The organism is Telluribacter humicola, from assembly GCF_017355935.1.
In the GTDB taxonomy this organism is placed as follows: Bacteria; Bacteroidota; Bacteroidia; order Cytophagales; family Spirosomataceae; genus Telluribacter; species Telluribacter humicola.
The window spans coordinates 85,525-103,907 of the sequence record NZ_JAFIQT010000003.1 but is presented as its reverse complement, the minus strand read 5'-3'; the positions used below and the strand labels follow the sequence as shown (position 1 = coordinate 103,907).

The 18,383-nt window shown below is 49.7% G+C and carries 13 protein-coding genes; 4 read left to right on the top strand and 9 right to left on the bottom strand.

The features are described 5' to 3' along the window. Nucleotides 1-71: 71 nt before the first annotated feature. The 4 genes from JUB14_RS15755 to JUB14_RS15740 all read right to left on the bottom strand — a co-directional run bounded on the left by JUB14_RS15755 (nucleotide 72) and on the right by JUB14_RS15740 (nucleotide 3,627). Nucleotides 72-1,160: a glycoside hydrolase family 43 protein gene (locus tag JUB14_RS15755; protein WP_207507293.1), complete on the bottom strand. Its 1,089-nt coding sequence runs from the start codon at nucleotides 1,158-1,160 to the stop codon at nucleotides 72-74. A gap of 231 nt (nucleotides 1,161-1,391) precedes the next feature. Next, the gene (locus JUB14_RS15750; RefSeq protein ID WP_207507292.1) at nucleotides 1,392-1,760 is read right to left on the bottom strand and encodes a HEPN domain-containing protein; all 369 of its coding nucleotides are present in this window, start codon (nucleotides 1,758-1,760) and stop codon (nucleotides 1,392-1,394) included. Further along, entirely contained in the window at nucleotides 1,757-2,143 is a 387-nt protein-coding gene (locus tag JUB14_RS15745; RefSeq protein WP_374757817.1) for a nucleotidyltransferase domain-containing protein, read from the bottom strand. The genes JUB14_RS15750 and JUB14_RS15745 overlap by 4 nt, the downstream gene beginning before the upstream one ends. An 89-nt stretch (nucleotides 2,144-2,232) precedes the next feature. Beyond that, a complete protein-coding gene (locus tag JUB14_RS15740; RefSeq protein WP_207507290.1) occupies nucleotides 2,233-3,627 on the bottom strand; it encodes a M24 family metallopeptidase in 1,395 nt (464 codons plus the stop codon). A 92-nt stretch (nucleotides 3,628-3,719) separates the two neighbouring features. Here JUB14_RS15740 and JUB14_RS15735 point away from each other — a divergent pair, with 92 nt between their 5' ends. Further along, nucleotides 3,720-5,681 carry an SGNH/GDSL hydrolase family protein gene (locus tag JUB14_RS15735; protein ID WP_207507289.1) on the top strand — a complete coding sequence of 654 codons (1,962 nt, stop codon included), beginning with the start codon at nucleotides 3,720-3,722 and terminating at the stop codon, nucleotides 5,679-5,681. 77 nt (nucleotides 5,682-5,758) lie between these two features. Here the strand turns inward: JUB14_RS15735 and JUB14_RS15730 are convergent, their stop codons facing one another. Then, nucleotides 5,759-6,676, bottom strand: coding sequence for a DUF1338 domain-containing protein (locus tag JUB14_RS15730; RefSeq protein WP_207507288.1), 918 nt, complete (start codon nucleotides 6,674-6,676; stop codon nucleotides 5,759-5,761). A 68-nt stretch (nucleotides 6,677-6,744) separates the two neighbouring features. Further along, nucleotides 6,745-7,338 (bottom strand): transposase, encoded by a 594-nt coding sequence (locus JUB14_RS15725; protein WP_207507287.1) that lies wholly within the window; start codon nucleotides 7,336-7,338, stop codon nucleotides 6,745-6,747. A 168-nt stretch (nucleotides 7,339-7,506) separates the two neighbouring features. Here JUB14_RS15725 and JUB14_RS15720 point away from each other — a divergent pair, with 168 nt between their 5' ends. The 3 genes from JUB14_RS15720 to JUB14_RS28010 all read left to right on the top strand — a co-directional run bounded on the left by JUB14_RS15720 (nucleotide 7,507) and on the right by JUB14_RS28010 (nucleotide 11,591). After that, a complete protein-coding gene (locus tag JUB14_RS15720) occupies nucleotides 7,507-8,541 on the top strand; it encodes a hypothetical protein (protein WP_207507286.1) in 1,035 nt (344 codons plus the stop codon). 189 nt (nucleotides 8,542-8,730) lie between these two features. After that, entirely contained in the window at nucleotides 8,731-10,068 is a 1,338-nt protein-coding gene (argH, locus tag JUB14_RS15715) for an argininosuccinate lyase (protein WP_207507285.1), read from the top strand. Beyond that, complete coding sequence (locus tag JUB14_RS28010) at nucleotides 10,065-11,591, top strand: FG-GAP repeat domain-containing protein (RefSeq protein WP_207507284.1); 1,527 nt, start codon at nucleotides 10,065-10,067, stop codon at nucleotides 11,589-11,591. The genes argH and JUB14_RS28010 overlap by 4 nt, the downstream gene beginning before the upstream one ends. 90 nt (nucleotides 11,592-11,681) lie before the next feature. On the opposite strand, the gene JUB14_RS15705 is transcribed toward JUB14_RS28010, so the two are convergent. The 3 genes from JUB14_RS15705 to JUB14_RS15695 form a co-directional block, all read right to left on the bottom strand. Then, nucleotides 11,682-13,382 (bottom strand): SusD/RagB family nutrient-binding outer membrane lipoprotein, encoded by a 1,701-nt coding sequence (locus JUB14_RS15705; protein ID WP_207507283.1) that lies wholly within the window; start codon nucleotides 13,380-13,382, stop codon nucleotides 11,682-11,684. Nucleotides 13,383-13,420: 38 nt separating this feature from the next. Continuing rightward, nucleotides 13,421-16,774: a SusC/RagA family TonB-linked outer membrane protein gene (locus JUB14_RS15700; RefSeq protein ID WP_207507282.1), complete on the bottom strand. Its 3,354-nt coding sequence runs from the start codon at nucleotides 16,772-16,774 to the stop codon at nucleotides 13,421-13,423. A 282-nt stretch (nucleotides 16,775-17,056) separates the two neighbouring features. Beyond that, nucleotides 17,057-18,376, bottom strand: coding sequence for a vanadium-dependent haloperoxidase (locus JUB14_RS15695; protein ID WP_207507281.1), 1,320 nt, complete (start codon nucleotides 18,374-18,376; stop codon nucleotides 17,057-17,059). Nucleotides 18,377-18,383: the final 7 nt, after the last annotated feature.

Sequence of the window (18,383 nt, the reverse complement as noted above, 5' to 3'; positions counted from 1 at the left end):
TGGCCCAGCGGGCCACCCTGTTTTTGTTGTGCTCTCTAAACAAGTCTTGATTCTAAATTTTCAACAGGTACTTATCTCAGTTCTTTACCTGAATAAGCCTTGATCAAAGTTTGGGCTTCCCTAGGAGTAAGTAGGGAGACGCAGCCATGCCGGGCTTCCGACGGAAAACTCACGTCCTCTTCCACTTCCCAGTTGATCAGATCGGGTGAGTAAGAAGCACCAAAACGATTGGTCATACAGTAGTCATAGAGCAATAGCCATCCCGGCTTGAGGGGATCCGGCATGACGGTTGGACCTTCGGTGATTACCGGCACTATCTGCCCGTTATTTAAGTGTCCATCTATGATCTTGTAGGGGCCTTCCAGATTTTTAGATGTAGCTACCCTGAGGGCTCTTCTTTCACCGGTTCTGGCACCAAACTCCTCCTCCTTATGATAGAGGTAGTAGGTACCATCATGTTTCAGTATTGTTCCGTCTATTACCGAATAGCCAGGGTTGAAAAGCTCTTTGGCCGGTGTGAAGGTTTTCCAGTCACGGGTCTTACAGTACCAGAGCCGACTCTCTTTCCATCCCGCATCTTTATAAGATGAAGACCAGACTAAAGTATACTCTTTTGTATCCTCGTCATAAAACCATTCGGGTGCCCATATATTTCTGGCTAAGGCTCCTGAGTCGTTCCGTGCGTCTTTCATCAGGGGCAACGCACCTTCCACCTGCCAGTGAATCAGGTCTTTGGAGGAGGCATAGAGACAACTGGGTCCTACTTTCTCCCGGTCGTTACCTCTTCCCCCACCAGTTGCCAATAGTCGCCAAAGCCCATCGGGCCCCCGGCGAACATAAGGATCACGCATTTGCTGCTCCCATACAGGCTTATTGTCGTTGAGAGCAGTCCAATTACGACCATCGGTGGATAAGGCTATATGCAGCTTTGCTACCAGCATAGGGTTCTCCAGGGGTACCTCCACGGTTTTTCCCTGCGCATCAATCTCAATACGCGTCGGATAGCGCTGACGAAAGTACGTCAGCATGTATACCTTTTTGTCTTTATCTATTTTGAGCAGCTCCTTTGCCTTTGTATCAGCGGAAGCTACCTCTTTTTTAGATTGAGCCAAGGCTCCTGTAAAGGAGATTAGCAGAGCAATAAATAAGGGGAGTTTCATTACTGTGAAATGTTATAGTAGTCTATAACAAGGAGAGTTAAGTCTACTTTCTAACCATAAAATTTGATGGGATTCTCTAAGTAGCTGTTATTAGTAGTTCAAAAGACCTGCTAACCCCGATTTATAATCGGGACGGTCGGCTGCTGCCGTTGAATCAAGAAGCTTCTGCGACGCGACAGAGAGCAAAATGTCCGTCTTCTTCCAGCAAGATGCTGATTCGGTATTATTCTCCTATTTCAATAACTCTTCAATCTTTTGTATCAATTCATCCGCAGGTCTCACCAAATCAAGGACTTCTTCTTCAGAATAATCTTCGTAGTCGGCACTCTGCCTCATTGTGAAAATATTAGAGTAAAACTTCCCTAGCTCATTATCAATGATGCCTGCTTTTACAAAGTGAAGACCAAACATCTGCCTTGCTCCTGCATGCGTATTTACACTAATTTCATTCCTGATCAACAAAGCGATCACAGCATAGTAGAGCCTATTGACGGCCGTATTCCATAATCCATTTTCTATAAGGACTGATACCTCGTCGAAAGTTTCTCTGGCTCGTCTGATCCTATATTTAGATAACTCGATCCGGTCCTGTGCTTTCATAAAATCTTCCCCTCCTTCCTTACATTTTCGTAGAAAGGAGTTTTCCCCTTCCGGGACTCCCAGTCCTTTTTCGAGAAAACCAGGGGGCTGATCAGCGTTCCTGTTTCAAATTCAATATCATAGAGCGGGTAGGTTATCTTTTTCTTATCTGCCGGTTTGATAGTATCCTTCTCAATCAGAATTAACAAATCAAGATCAGAGTCTTCCTTATAGTCACCCCGAGCATAAGAGCCGAATAAAATTACTGTGGCCGTAGGGTCTGTTGCTTTGACTATGGCTTTCACCCGGCTCAGTAGTTCATTCTTGTCTTTCATTGCTCTATGATCTGGTTTAGTAAGTCTATTGAATAATGATCTATTAAAGTAACAATTTTTATGTAGGATTCTCCCTACTAATATTAGTATACAATTGAGACGGTCCTCGCTACCGTTGAATTAAATAGCGTTTGCAACACTACAGAATGCCCTAAAAGTTACCGCACGTACTCAATCTTCCTCGGTATGGTATAGATATCCATTTGCCGGCCGTCGATGTACCGGAAGCCGTTTTTGTCGAAGTACCCGTCTTCTTCCAGCATGATGCGGATGGTCTTGTTCCACTCGTCAATCTTCACCGCTGCATTCAGCTCAATGGAGTAGGCCGTGTTCTCGAACAACGGATAATCGCCGTCACCTTTAGTAATTCCCTGGTTATCCCACATCCCGATGGTGGGGCCGGCGGCGTGGCCGTGCAGGCCGATGGGGTGGGTGTAGATGGTACCATTGATGCCCTCCTTCTGCGACTGAGCCAGCGCATCGGCCAGAATTTGGTTGCCCGACTTGCCGGATTTAAACTGCTCGGTCAGGATTTCCTGCAGGCGGTTGCCCTGCCGGAAAGCCCGTTTGAGGTAGTCGGGGACGTCAGTTTCACCGGGTTTGAGGATATAGGCGTGCTGCTGCTGATCGGTGTGGAGGCGCAGGTACGTAATGCCGAAGTCAGTGTGGATGAGGTCGCCGGGCATAATGACCTGCTGGCCCGGCCGCTTGGCGAAGGTACGTAGGTGGTCGAAGTTGGTAGCGTCGGCGCGCTGGATGTCCACTGTTGGGTGAAACCACGTATCCAGGCCCAGGTCCGTCACGCGCTGGCGTAGGTACCATACTACATCGTCAGTAGTCGTGACACCCGGCTGAATGACCTTCTCCGAAAATGCCTCCTGAATAAGCTGGTGCGAGATGCGGCAGATCATAGGGTATACCGCCATCTCCTTTTCGGTACGTGTTTCAAGCCAGGCTACGGCCAGCCTATCCGCCGACACCAGCCGCTGCTGATACTCTTTGGGCAGCTTTTCCATCAACTCTGTATGTTCCGTCAGCGTGAGGCCGTCGGCGTGGGCGTAGTGTTTGGAGTAGTTGAGGGCTATTTTCTTCGGATTCTTCTGTTTGATCACCTTCACCAGCGCGTCCCACTGGTCAGGGTTGGAGCTGAGGTCCCACTCGCCCTTGAGCAGAGTACCTACATCGTAACGGGCTATAGCCAGCTTGTCCAGCGGCTTCCCAGCTCCCGGCGTAGCGACGCCCGACGTTCCCACGCTGGGATCAAAGAATACCATGATGGTACGCCGCCGTGCCGATAGCCAGGTACTGGGCAACATAGTACGCATGACCGGGTCCTCGTTGTACTCGCGCGAGATAATCACCCACATATCTATACCCTCGCGCCGCATCAGTTGGGGCAGGAGGTTTTCGAAGCGGTCTTCCAGAATATCATCCACCACCCGGGCCCGTTCCTGCTCTTTCAGGATCGTAGGGAGGGACTGAGCGTGGGAGTGAAACGTGAGCAAGGAAAAGTAAAGCGTGAGGAGGGTAGTAGTCAATAAAAGGCGTCTCATGTAGTGTAGGTTAGGGATTTTATCCTCTAAAAGTAAGGATTTAGATTAAATCCCATTCGACTTGCACTTTATTCGGTACCTTATATCGTAAAATGAAACGTTACACGCCACTCCTTTACCTCCTGCTCATTTGTCTGGTTGCGGCCAGTACCGCCCACGCCCAATCCAATGAAACGACCACCTCCTGGAAGGGCTTCGAGAAGGTGGACCTTACCTTTCGTAATACTCCTGCCTGGTACGTAAAGCCCAGGCAGGCACTGCCGGGTAAGCCGTGGGTGTGGCGGGCGCACTTCCCAACCTGGCATATAGAGATGGACAGCATCCTGCTCAGCCGGGGCTTCCACATTGCTTATATTAATACCAACGACTTGTTCGGGCATCCCAAAGCCATGCAGCTATGGGACGGGTTCTACGACTACCTGACGCAGGAGAAAGGCTTTGCGCCTAAAGTAGCGCTGGAAGGCGTGAGCCGGGGCGGATTGTACGTGTACGGCTGGGCCAAGCGCAATCCGGCCAAGGTGAGCTGTATCTATGCCGAAGCGCCCGTCCTTGACCCCCGCAGCTGGCCCGGAGGCAAGGGAAAGGGGAGTGGTTCGCCACAGGACTGGACGCGCTGGCGGGAGCTGTACGGACTGACGGAGGAGCAGGCAGCTGAGTTCAAAGACATACCTCTCAACGATCTGGCTGGACTGGCGGCTTTCAAGGTACCCATCGTGCATGTGATAGGGCTGAATGACAAGATAGTCCCGCCCGAGGAGAATACCTTTCCGTTGGTGCAGAACTACCTGAAGCTGGGTGGCCCCATCAGCGTGTACCCCATGACGCGTGGTGAGCAAAAGCTGGAAGGCCATCACTTTCCCATAGAGCAGCCGGAGCAGTTCGCTGATTTTATATACCAGCACTCGGTACCCGTGCAGAAAGAAGTCGCTACCACCCCTTACCTGGTACCAAACAAGGGACTGGCTAATGCCTACCATACCTTTACCTCTACGGGCAAGGGAACCGTCGCTTTCCTGGGCGGGTCGATTACCCATAATCCGGGCTGGCGGGACAAGGTGTCGAAGTACCTGCAGGAGCGCTTTCCGGCTACCCAATTTACCTTTATAGCGGCGGGCATTCCTTCGCTTGGAAGTACCCCGCATGCCTACCGTTTTCAGCGGGATGTCCTGCAGAAAGGTACCCCGGACCTCCTTTTTGTGGAATCGGCGGTCAACGACCGAACCAACGGATTCAGTGAGCAGGCTCAGGTACGGGCGCTGGAAGGTATCCTGCGGCAGGCCTATGCGGCCAATCCGGCTATGAACGCGGTACTAATGGCTTTTGCTGATCCAGATAAGTTTGGGGACTATGGTCAGGGCAAGGAGCCCGTGGAGGTAGCGGTACACCGGCGGGTGGCTGCCCATTATGGTGCTCCATTTATCAACCTGTCGCAGGAGGTATACGATCGTTTGAAAGCCGGAGAGTTTTCCTGGAAGTTTGATTTTAAAGACCTGCACCCGTCCCCCTTCGGGCAGGAAATCTACTTCCAAACCATGAAAGACTTACTCAAGCAGGAGCTTCCTGTTGGTGTGTCTGTACAGCCTGTCACCCTACCCGCGCCACTGGATCGCTTTGCCTATGAGAAGGGCAGCTACCATCCGGTAAACGAAGTACGAAGTACAAAAGGATTTTTGATAGACTCTTCGTGGAAGCCACAGGATCAGGTAGGGGCTAAACCCGGTGGGACGCGAGCCGGATTTGTGGAGGTACCTATGCTGGTGAGCGAAGCGGCCGGTGCTTCTTTAGCCTTTGACTTCAAAGGCAGAGCCGTAGGGATAGCCGTTGTATCCGGTCCTGATGCGGGTATCATCTCGTACAGCATTGATGGCAGAAAGCCGCAGCAGCTCGACCTGTTTACGCAGTGGAGCACACAACTACATCTGCCCTGGTACCTGATGCTGGCCGATGAACTGAAACCCGGAAAGCATACGCTGAAATTGACTATTACTGACACAAAAAATCCGGCAAGCGTAGGGAACGCCTGCCGGATCGTGTACTTTCTGGTGAATGAATGAGGGCTGTATGCTCTAGGCAATAGGCTTTTTTTTATAGCCTAAGGCATATAGCCTACAGCCTACAGCCAGCGCAAAGCCTATTGTTTTGTAGTCTGACTTGTGTAGGTACTTTCAAATATCTTATCGGCGTTGCCCGCTTCGAAGCCATCGCGGCGGTGCTGGCGCCGGATCTGATCTTTGGGTAGGTTGGCGAACTCCGGTAGCACCCGTCTTTCGGCAAACTCTACGTAGGAGCCGGATATACGATGCTTTTCACCCCCCGCAAATTCGGCTTCGATCATCTCGGCTACCGTTGAGCTCTGCAGAAGCCCTCCGTCGGGGCTTTCCTTTATCTTCCCACCCGAGTCATTGAGCCTGAACCCGTGCTTTTCCAGAAACTGGTTGAATTCCGCTACGGTATTGTAGCCTTCGGGCAGGTTGTGTACACTGATGGTAAAGTGGTTGAGGTAGTACCGGTTGTAGATCACCCAGGCGGCGTACTCGCTTTCTTTAAGCAGCGTCAAGTAATCGCTGAGGGTGGGGGTACGCCACAGGGGCTGGTGCAGGAATCCATCTACGGAAGCACCATCATTCAGGTCCAGGCTATCAACGGGATCACTGGTTACCTGGTCGGTATAGCTGCGGATGATGCGCTGGGCCTCTTCTGACAGTTCACCTACGCGTAGCTCGCTGACGAATATGCGTGGGTAGTGCGGCTGGGGTGGGCTGTACCAGTAGGCATCCAACTTTTTACCCTCAAAGTAGTAGTAGTCGCGCTTCTGGTAGCCGTAGTGGAGGAATATCTTCTCGAAGGACTGGATGCCCAAGTGGGGCACACCCATGGTCCGGAAAGCAATATGATCGTTTTCAATATCGTTGGGCTGTTCAATCAGGCCTTCGGCCATCATGGCGTTGATGATGCCCATTACATCAGGCACCCGTTCCTGGTAGCGGCTCATAAGTCCTTCCAGTATGGTGTCCAGCGTTTGTAGTTGTTGTGGTGAAGTGTCGTTCATAGGGTTAGTGGTTACGGGATCTATGGCACAGTTTGAAACCGTGCCATAGATAATACTTAAGGTGTATTTTACAAAATTTGCTTAACCAGGTCCTCTTTGATTACCTGATACGACTCCTGATAAAAGTTATCAAAATTGATAGGTAAAACTTGCTGACTCAGCTCCTGATTACACAGTGTACCTTTACGTAAACCGGCGTAATCACGGAAAGACGAGAAAGTCCAGTCTTCCATGTAATTAACCAGCTGTGCTTTCATTGGGTTTTGGTGAATATAGTGGAAGCAGGTACTGCTGTATATTTCTTTGTGAATCGTATCAGTAAGGCATCTGAATCGGGTGTTCTGTGTGAAAAGGGAGCCTGTTCGTTTCTCCTGTTTATTGATAGCCTGGGTATAGTAGCTTAGTAGTTTCCGAAGTCCCTCGCTGAAAGCGTTCCGCTTTATGGAATGATCGCCAGTAGCTATTACAGAATTATGGTTGGCATAGATCATAAAGTGAAAGTGGTTAGGCATCAGGCAGTAGGCTAGTACGTCGCAATGAGGTAGTAGGTACAGTCGGAACTGCCGGAGAAAGTACAGGTAGTTCTCCTCCTTGAAGAAGATGGGCTGCCTGTTGTTGCCCCGATTGTAAACATGGTAGATATGGCCTTCCTTTAAAAGCATATGGGATTGTTTATTCCGAACCTGTATTGCTACCTGTGGCACTGTTTACAACGGTGCCACAGGCTACTCCCTACCACTCTATTAACCCCAAACAGACGGCTTTGCTTACATTTGCCACAAGACCGTAAATAACCTCCATCTTCCTCACTAACAAATCTGTGTAACAGTATGAAACAAAACTACTTATTTCTGTGCTTTCTTGTTATTTATCTTACTACGACGCTATCATCCCAGGCGCAGGAAATCAAAAATGCTCAATGGATTTCCAGAGATACCTCCGCTACTCCGCTACATATAATTGCTTACTGGAACAAGGGTGATGTAAAGAAGTACAGAGCTAGAAAGCTAAGCTATCAATATCTAGGTGATAGCCTGATATCTCAAAAAACTGAATTTGATGCTATTGTACAATTCCAGGTTATTGATTCTACTGAGCAGTCTTACAATCTGGAGTACCGCATGATAGAAAACAAGCGTGACTTATCCAATGACCCCACGTTGCCTTATGAAGCGTTGAATTTATCCGAAGATGATCTTACACTCTACTACACCACTGACGAGACGGGAGCAATGGAGGGTTATAAAAATCGCGAAATGATTGAGAGGGGCCTGGATAAAATGATGAAAGAGGTAGTTAATGGAGAGCTAAAAAAGAAGAGCTACAAAGATGAAGCAGAGAAAAAGCTGACCGAATCTCTAGCCAGCAAACTGGCAAACGGCAAAGTTCTATTCGATAATGTCTACCATGTTTTTGTTAGTCAGTTCCACACCTTGCATGGGTATGCCACTGGGATCAACGATACGCTTAACTTCACAGAGTCTGTTCCTGGACTAATTGGGGATAAGACCATTGATCTAAATTGCTATTTATACGTAACTTCCATTGATACTACTTCCTATGAGGTGCGGTATGACGTTGAGAAATATGCTGATTTGAATGAGTTTATGAACGGGTATGCAAAGTCGCTACAGGAAACGGCAAAGGAGGCTGGGGTAAAACCTACTACTGATCTTCAGAATCAGTTGGAAAAGATGGATATGAAGGTAGAAGCCTACAGTTCTCACTACATAGATATGGGGTCAGGATGGCCTACTTTCATAAAAGTGACCCGTTTGGTGACTGCCAAAGATCTGGCTACCCAGATTGTTAGTACCAAGGAAGAAATATGGGCACTCGATACTAATCTGGAAGATAGTAACTGATTAAGGTCAACAAAGTCTGAAGGTGTACTACCATGGCAATGGCAGCGTTGGAAGGTGTAGACATTCGTTATCCAAAGAATACGAGTCACATAGGTATAAGTAACATTGTTAAAAGTAATCCATCAATTTTGCTAAAACCTTTCGAAATTTGCAATTCATCTAGTATTCATCTGTAATTCAATAAGTACTTTGAAACTCTGGCAAAAAGAAAATACTGTTACCTCTGATAAAATAGATCGCTTCACCGTCGGGCGCGATCGTGAAATGGACCTCTACCTAGCTGAATTTGATGTATTAGGGAATCTGGCTCACGCTACTATGCTCGAAACCATTGGTCTGCTGACGACCGAAGATCTGACCGCTCTGCGGGTTGAACTCAAAGCCATCCACGAGCAGATACAGCGCGGGGAGTTTATAATAGAAGAAGGCGTGGAGGACGTACACTCGCAGGTCGAGCTCATGTTGACACGCAAGCTGGGCGATGTTGGTAAGAAAATACATAGCGGCCGCTCCCGTAACGATCAGGTGCTGGTAGATATGAAGCTCTACGTGCGCGATCAACTCACGGAGGTAGTACAGGCTACGCAGAAACTGTTTGACGTACTCGCTCGTCGTTCGGATCAGCATAAGGATGATCTGCTGCCGGGCTATACGCACCTGCAGATCGCTATGCCATCATCGTTTGGCTTATGGTTTGGTGCCTATGCCGAAGCCCTCATCGATGATGTAGTACAGCTCAATGCAGCCTACCGTCTGGCCAACCGCAATCCACTGGGGTCAGGGGCCGGCTATGGATCATCATTCCCCCTCAACCGTACACTGACTACCGAATTATTGGGCTTCGAAGGCATGCACCATAATGTGGTATACGCCCAGATGAGCCGCGGACGTACCGAACAGGCGGCTCTAACGGCTATTGCCTCCCTGGCGGCTACCGTGTCGCGGATGGCCATGGATGTATGCCTCTACAACAGCCAGAACTTCGGCTTCATCGTCTTACCTGACGACCTTACGACGGGTAGTAGCATCATGCCCCATAAGAAGAATCCCGACGTAGCGGAGCTGCTTCGCGCCAAGACTAACCGCCTGAAGGCCCTGCCAATGGAGGTGACGCTGGTACTAAGCAACCTACCCTCGGGGTATCACCGGGATATGCAGCTGCTAAAAGAGATACTCATGCCTGCCTTTGAAGAAACCCTGAACTGCCTGGACATTGCGGCTTTTATGCTGGAGCACATGCAGGTAAAGCCTGAGCTGCTTAAAGATGAAAAATACGACCTGCTGTTCAGCGTGGAGCGGGTCAATGAGCTGGTGATGCAGGGAGTACCTTTTCGTGATGCCTACCGTCAGGTCGGAAAGGAAATAGGTGAAGGGACTTATAAAGCACCTCGCGAACTGCAGCATACCCACGAGGGAAGCATCGGGAACCTACAGAATGAGGAGATCAGAGCGCGAATGGAGCAGGAGCTGTCGCGGTTTGAATTTGGTAAAGTAGACATTGCTCTTAACAACCTCCTCACCGCGTGATCCGATTCAGTAAAGTTTGGTTTGCTCTGGTTACGCTTAGTACCGGAGCGATAGGGTATTGGTCATGCAGTACGGGAGGACAACAGGGAGGAGAAGCCCTGGCCCGAACACACTGTGGCGGGTGCCACCTATTCCCGGAGCCTTCGCTACTTCCCAAAAAAGTGTGGGACGAGGGAGTACTGCCACACATGGCGGCCCGTCTGGGTATTTCATATCGGGGGCTCAATCTGGATAGCCTGCATAATGCCAATGAGCAGGTAGTCGTTGATGCCGGAATATTTCCGGTTGAGCCGGTAGTAAGCCAGAAGGAGTGGGAGAGTATTGTCGCCTACTATCTGCAGAATGCTCCCGAGAAGCTGCCGGATACGGTACGGAAGGAGGCCCCACAGCTATTAACTGGATTCCAGGTACGTACCACTCCGCATCCTATCCAGGCTATGGTGACGGCGGTGCGCTACGATTCGTTGAACCAGCGGATATGGGCGGGGCTTCGCTCAGGAGCTATTTATGTACTGGATCCCAATCTACGGCCGGTAGACTCGCTGTTCCGCTCCCGCAGTCCATTTTCTGATATTCGTTTCCGGAAAAATGAGTGGGATCTGCTCGGTATGGGGATTATGGATCCGAACGACAAGAGTACGGGTGACCTGTTCCGACTGAGTAAGGAAGAGGGGAGATGGAAAGGGAAAGCTTTGGTAGAGGGACTGCGTCGCCCCGTGCACATGTCACAAGCTGATATCAACAAAGATGGTCGGGAAGATGTGGTGGTGTCTGAATATGGTAACTACGTAGGACGGCTGGCCTGGTACGAAGCCATGGCTAACGACAGTATGCGGATGCATATCATTGAAGACCGGCCCGGCGCTCGCCAGACCTACTGGCACGACTACAACGGCGATGGTCGCAAAGACCTGTGGGTACTGTGGGCCCAGGGTGATGAACAGATAGCCGTCTACCTGAATGATGACAGGGGAAACTTTGTCAAGAAAGTACTACTGCGATTCTCGCCGGTATTCGGCTCAGGGTACTTCGAGCTGGCTGATTTCAATAAGGATGGCCATATGGATATTCTGTACTCTAATGGGGATAATGCCGACCATTCACATACCATGAAGCCTTACCACGGTATCCGCATCTACCTCAATAATGGTTCTGGAGTATTCAAAGAAAGCTTTTTCTACCCGATGCATGGAGCTACCCAGGCGCAGGCCCGTGACTTCGATGGAGATGGTGATCTGGACATAGCGGCCATTGCATTCTTTCCCAATTATGCCAGGCAGCCCGTTGAGAGTTTTGTGTACCTCGAGAATCAGGGAGGGGGTAAGTACCAGCCCCGTACCTTCGGCGATACGAATCTGGGACGCTGGCTGACGATGGATATTGCCGATGTAGATCGGGATGGTGATCAGGATATCCTGCTGGGATCTTTCTCCCTGACTATTACTCCTACTCCCAAAGAGGTGAAAGAACGCTGGAACCGCGAGAACAAAGGAGTAGTGTTATTGGAAAATAAACTACGCTAGTAAAGCATTAGGTGCGAAGTACTGATACAAAAAAGCCGGGCGGATATCCGCCCGGCTTTTAGAATATACACCACAATCAATCTATATTTTTCAAGGACGATCCCACCATACACGGCCGGTAGCATCCTGGGGATCACGTCCGAAGCCCGCTATTTGAGCCATAGCGTCATAAGCCGCTTTCTTGTTGGCGAAGTTAGGGTCGTTCGGGTTGATCAGTCCAAGCGGAGCGCGACGAGGCAGTACCAGCGTAGCGCCGTTATTGGTCAGGGTAGGCATAGGCACTACCGAGGTTGCGTTAGGGAATCCGGTACGCTTCCAGGTAGCCCATCCTTCGGTTGGTTGCTTCAGGAAGTGCAAGTACGCCTGGCTGGCGATCTGCTCCAGCGCCTTGGCAGGATTGAACGCTACGTCGGTATCTGCCAGATAAGCATCGATCTCAGCTTGTGTAACAGGAGTATAGTTGGTCAGGTTGGCTCCCTGAGCAATGGCATCGTACCATCTGATCGAGCTTCTAACCCCAGTCTCATACCATTCCTTAGCACTTTCAGCCGTAATGCCACGGGCAGCCGCCTCGGCACGCATAAAGGCAAAATCAGCAAATGTAATAACCGGCAGGTAAGATAATCCTGTACCGGCGTTACCGCTGGCATCAGCTGCCGTTGCGCTGAAAAGACGGGGCTGGATAAACGAAAGCGTATCGATAGACACCTGCTGACCATTCGACATTACCTGACGTGGGCGGTAAAAACGCTGAGCAATAGCCTGATTTTTTACATCATCAGGGCTAGTGTAGCTACCTACGTACCGGCGCACAGGAGCTGTGGTACCAGCCGGTAGCTGATTATTCGCTACAAGCAGATCAACGTTGGCCTGTGAATAAGAGTTAGGTGTGAAGAATGCATCCAGACGAGGATCCTTATTCTCCCACATAAAGTCTACAATAGGCTTGGGAGCACGCAGCGACGTAGGATCCCAGTTGCCACCGCCGGTGAAGGCAGCATTAGCACGGAACACCCAGTTATCATCATTAGATGACATCAGGTCGGCAGCAGGCTGAGCAAGTACCTCTTTGATGATAGACTCCGCCTTGGTAGGATCTGCCTTAAGCTGACGCATAGCTATTTTCAGACGCAGTGCGTTACCGGCTTTTACCCATTGCTGAGCGTTGCCATTAAAGTACTGATCATACTGCCCCAGGCTTATCTGAGGAGCGGACGGTGCCGCCTTCAGTGTGCTGATGGCCTCTTTCAGCTCGCTGTCCAGCTGAGCGAAAATTTCCTGCTGAGTATCATATCCAGGCTGAAGTGTACCACCGTAACGTCCCTGGAACGCTTCTGAATACGGTATGCTACCATAGATATCAGATACGTAGAAGGTATAGTACGCCTTCAGGATACGTGAAATACGAATCATGTTCTGATAGCGAGGCTGCTCTTCGGCTGGCAGCTTTTCTACCAGCTTCTCAACGTCGTTCAGACGGTCGCCGATACCGTTGTACAAACGTCCGTAGCGCTGAGAGAAGTTGTCAACGTTCTGCGTAAATGCTCCCTGGTTACCATTAATGTCGGTCGAGTACTGGAGCCAGGGCATAATGCGGCGGTACAGGTCATAGTAGGCCTCAAAGTCCTGGCTATGCATGCTGATCGTTGCGTTGAGGAACTGATTCTGGGGCGGCACTGCCGAAAGTGCATCGGGATTGGTGTTGATATCCACGAAAGCCTCTTTTTCACAGGACGTCATCAGAAATCCCGCGGCTGCCAGTAGCAAAATTTTATGCTTGAAATAGTTCATGTTGCTTCTGTTGTTGTATTCTTAATGAGTATGGGTTATTAGAGCCCGATGTTAACCGATACACCCAGGTTACGAGTGAATGGTAGTCCACCGTACTCCATGAATTCGCCCGCACGGTTGCTGTAAAGACCTTCTGGGTTGATACCATCTTTGGCAGTGCGGTACAGGTAAATCAGGTTACGACCTACCAGGCTCACACGCATTGACTGGATCTTAGCCTTGTTAGTGATAGAGGCAGGTATGTCATATCCGATAGATACTTCACGTAGTGACACCCATGAGTTTTCGAATACTGAATACTCACGAATACCTGAACCCCACTGAGAAAGGTTTTCGTAGTAAGCATAAGCAGGGATAGGAGTCAGGTACCCTTTCTCTACCGCTTCTGCGTATGTCATACCACCCAGATCAATTACCTGATCGTTTACTTTTACCTGGTAACCATCGGCCAGTACACCCTCAGGGATGATACCGTCGTTACGAACTGCACCACTGGCATCTGTGAAAGTAACACCACCCAGTTCAGTATTCCGTCCGAAAAGGCTATTAGCGAAGTTTCCGTTAGCTGAACCGTACTGGTGAGTAGCCGAAGCCATCAGACCACCAATCTTAGCATCCAGCTGCACGTTGGCGCTGAGGTTACCGTAGCGGAAGGTGTTAACGTTGCTGGCCAGGAAGTTCTCCATCATGGTACCCAGTTCTTTAGCACCCTGTCCGTAGGCACCACTGCGCAGGTACGAAGGAAAACCTCCGGTCGTGTTGCTGGCAGCACCAATCACCTTCTGACCATTGGCAGGGTGGGCGATAGGATTACCGCTGGCATCTTTGGCCTGATAGGTAGCATAGGCATACGAAGTTACCAGTGTACCGTAGTCCTTACCTACACGGGCTACTGACGCGATATCAGCACCGAAGCCAAGAGCCAGTTCATATGTGTCAGTACCTTCTACCAGTTCGAGCACCTTGTTACGGTTGCGGGTAAAGTTAAGGCTGGTATTCCACTCAAATTTGTTAGCCTTTACAGGAGTAGCATTGATCAATAGCTCAATACCTTTGTTCTGAATCTTACCTGCGTTGACAATGCGACGGCCTACACCTGACTCAGGAGTAGTATTCAGATTCAAAATCTCGTTGCGGGTTAGCTTGTTATAAACAGTTACGTCAAAGCCCAGACGGCCGCTGAAGAAGCGGATATCAGCACCTACTTCCCACTCACGAGCCAGACGGTTACGCAGAGCGTAGTTAGGAAGAGTATTATCTACGTAGCCTGACAGGTTGATAATGCTACCATTAGCTTGTGTATAAGTACCCTGAGGTCCGTAGTTACCGGTTGAGTTGGTTCTCCATGGATCAGTATCACCACCTGTGAAACCGTAGTTAGCACGTAGTTTACCAAACGAAAGCCAGGCAGGCAGGTTAGTCAGCGACTCGGTAGCAATCCAGGCCAGACCTACCGCAGGGTACGAATAGGTGTGGTCACCACTTCCGTCAGCGTAAGTCAGGGTCGATGACCAGTCATTGCGGTAGCTGAAGTTAAGCGTTAACGCATCCCGGTAGGTTACGTCTCCATAGGCATAGAGAGCGTCGATTCGGCGGGAAGGAGTAAGTCTGTTTTCCAGATTCAGATTATTGATAGTATTCGCCAGAGAGAATACATCCGGTACACGCAGACCACCATTGGTAGCAGCGCGGAAATAACGACCACCGTTGAGGTAGTTAGTTTCACCCCCTACGTTCAAGCTCAGGTTAAAGTCCTCACCCAATTGGCGAGTAGCCATCAAAAGGCCCTGGAAGCGCGACTGGCTCTTATTTTCAGTATATTCACCATATTCACCACCTGTAAATCCGGCGTTAGGTCCACGGTTCTTGTTTGATCCTGCATAAAGTTCGGTCTGTACGTTACCACGTACCAGGAAGCTCAACCATGGAGTGATGGTACCATTAAGGTCAACGTTACCACGGAATACCTTCTCATTACGAATTTGGGTATACTGGAATGTTTCCCATAAGAAGGCACTCATACCGTAGGGGTCATTAGCTCCCAGACGACGTCCGCCCGCAACCGGATCAATGTAGTTATTCATCCAGTAGTTAATATCCAATGAGCGGGGACGGTAGTACACAAAACGGAATACCGGGTTGAAGTTACCACCCTGACGGATTGGGTTTACCATATCATTGTCAGTGTAGTCAGCGCTTACATCCAGGTTGAAGATCTTACCGATCTTCTGCGTACCGCGGATATTGAAGTTGTTACGCTTCATTTCGGTACCGGCAGGCATAACAGTGCTGTTACGCAGGTTTGAGAACGACGCCCGGAAAGAACCGCGGTCGGAGCCACCTTCAACGGCCAGGTTATGGTTGATGAATTTTCCAGTCTGGAAGAAGCTCAATGGATCATTAGCTTTCCACTCCACCATACGGCCATCCAGGTCACGAACCTGCTGTCCTTTGAACTCAGGTCCAAAAGAGTAAGGCCAGTTGTTACGGTCTACTTCGTCTACACCATCAGCACCCTTTGTGAAAGTGGGGTTAAGACCAGCGCCAAACTGGTTCTGAAGATCCAGGAAGCGGTAAGCTGTTTCAAAAGAAGAAGTATGGTTGTAGGTAACACCCAGGCCTTTATCCTGACGGCCTTTCTTAGTTTGGATAACAACTACCCCATTTAACGCTTCTGAACCGTACAGAGAGCTCGCTGCCGAACCTTTCAGTACCGTCATCGACTCAATGTTATCTGGGTTGATGTTCTTCATGATGTTACCGAAGTCCTGACCGGCACCCCATGAGTCAGCACCGGTAGTACCCGGACGGATCAACACCCCGTCTACTACGAAAAGAGGCTGTGAGTTAGGGCTAAGTGACGCGTTACCACGAATACGGATACGTGATGAAGACATCGGTCCACCCGTTCCCTGGTTAATCATTACCCCGGCTACTTTACCTTGCAGGGCATTTACCAGATTAGCGTTATTGGTACGGGTTAGTTCAGGTCCGTCAACACTCTGTGCAGAAAATGACAGCTTGCGGGTTTCCTGTGTCATACCAAAACCAGTAACAACTACTTCGTTCAGGGTTTTGGTATCTTCTTCCAGTGTTACATTTAGTTCGCTGGCATTACCTACCGGTACCTCCTTGGTCAGATAACCGATAGAAGAGAAAACAATAGTAGCATTATCAGCAGGGATGTTTACTCTGAAAGTACCATTGGCATCTGTAGCACCGCCTGTATTAGTTCCTTTGACTAAGAAAGAAACACCGGGTAGAGGGGTCCCCTCCTGATCACGCACCGTACCAGTGACGGCTCTGCGGTTCTGAGCCATACTCAACGTGCTGCTTAGCAACAGGAGAAGTACGATCAGTACACGATGTAAAGACGTAAATCTTGGTAGCATAGATAGTTTGAAAAAGTGGTTAGATTGGTTAAAGAATGGTTAATCATTGTGTTATTCTTACACCTACTAAGGGTCGATGTAACTCGTAATACCTATTAATATAGTATAATTGATTCAAATATAAATACTTTTATTATAAACAAGATGTTGAATTTTAAATTATTTTAAAATATAGCTGCCCCACGTGTATAATTTGATAATACAGGCAAGATAAATTTTTATAAAGTAAGGAGGAGAGACGTGTAAGTATCCGTTTGTTACAAACAGTGAGGGCTGAGCTGGCTACTGTTTAAGATGAACCTTCTGAAGCACCCATTTTCCTACCTGTTCACCCTGTACCTGTCCCTGCTCGATGGCAGCCCGGTAATGTATACCGCCGTAGAGTCGGCTGATAGCGGCCTCATCACAAGCCTGCCTGAAGGAGGTGAAGCGACGGGAGGGGAGACCGTACTCCACCTCGGTCGTATCCAGAAAAGCGAAAGCTTCCCCAAACCAGGCTGTAAGTACCGTAGCGACCGCCGTGGAGATAACACTATGCCCGCTGGTGTACTCCGGGAAAGGGGGCGTCTGCAGGAGCGGGTGCCATTTTTCATCAATATGAGCGTTGATAACCGTTTCGGGGCGTATGAGCTGACTACGGTACTTCTCATCCCAGCAACTGATAAATCCGTCAAACAGAGCGATTGAAGTCAGTACATAGGCCGCCGAGGTAGCGGGCCAGTCCATACCGGCTGCCGTGGCCGCCAGGCCTACTATAGATATCCAGTGTCCGCCGGGCGAGAGCTTCTTGGTGGCGAAGTTGAGGTGGCCCTGGGTATTGAGGAAAAAAGGGTTACAATCCCAGTAGCTGGCCATCAGCCTCTGCTCATCAGTCATCTGTCGGGTCACATCATATACTTCCCGCGCCTGTTTCATAAATTCACTGTCCTTCTCCGTACTAAAAGCAGGCGGTGGCAGGGGCTTGAACTGCTGGGCTGAGTCCAGAGCGACGGGACGGATCTTGCCCCAGTAGGGTTCGATGGCATCCATAAAGCCCGGAGGTGTAGGCATCCATTTGCCGGGAGTCTTACTGTATGAGTAGCGTCTGCGCTTGCGGGTGGCTAGGTAATTATCGCCAGCGGCCCACTTTATAATACTATCGCTGACGGCCTGTCCGTAACGAAGGGAGTTTTGGTAGGTGGCGGTATTTTTCTCACCTACCTCCCTGAGCAGTACCTCTACACTATCCTTGAGCAGGTGCTCGGAGAAAACCAGCTGTCCGCCGGTTCTAAAGAAAGCGTACAGTGCCGCCAGTGGGTAGTTAACCTCGCCCTGCGTGGGTATGTGAGCTATATCAGGAAGTCCTGCCACCTGACCATGTAGGCTGGCGTAGGTCCCCTTTTCACAGATGATAGTCTCATAAGCGGCAGCATTGGCATATAGATATATGCGGCTGGCTACCGGGGGCGAAAAGATATCATGAACAATGGCGCGCGTCAGGTTCTTCTGAGCTCGGTGGAACAGCGCCGTAGAAGGAGTAGCGGCTCCCGAATATACTTCTCCCTGGCACAGTGTGCAGGTAGAATAGAACAGTAAGAAAAGTAAAATCCGAAAATAGCTCATTCCCTGC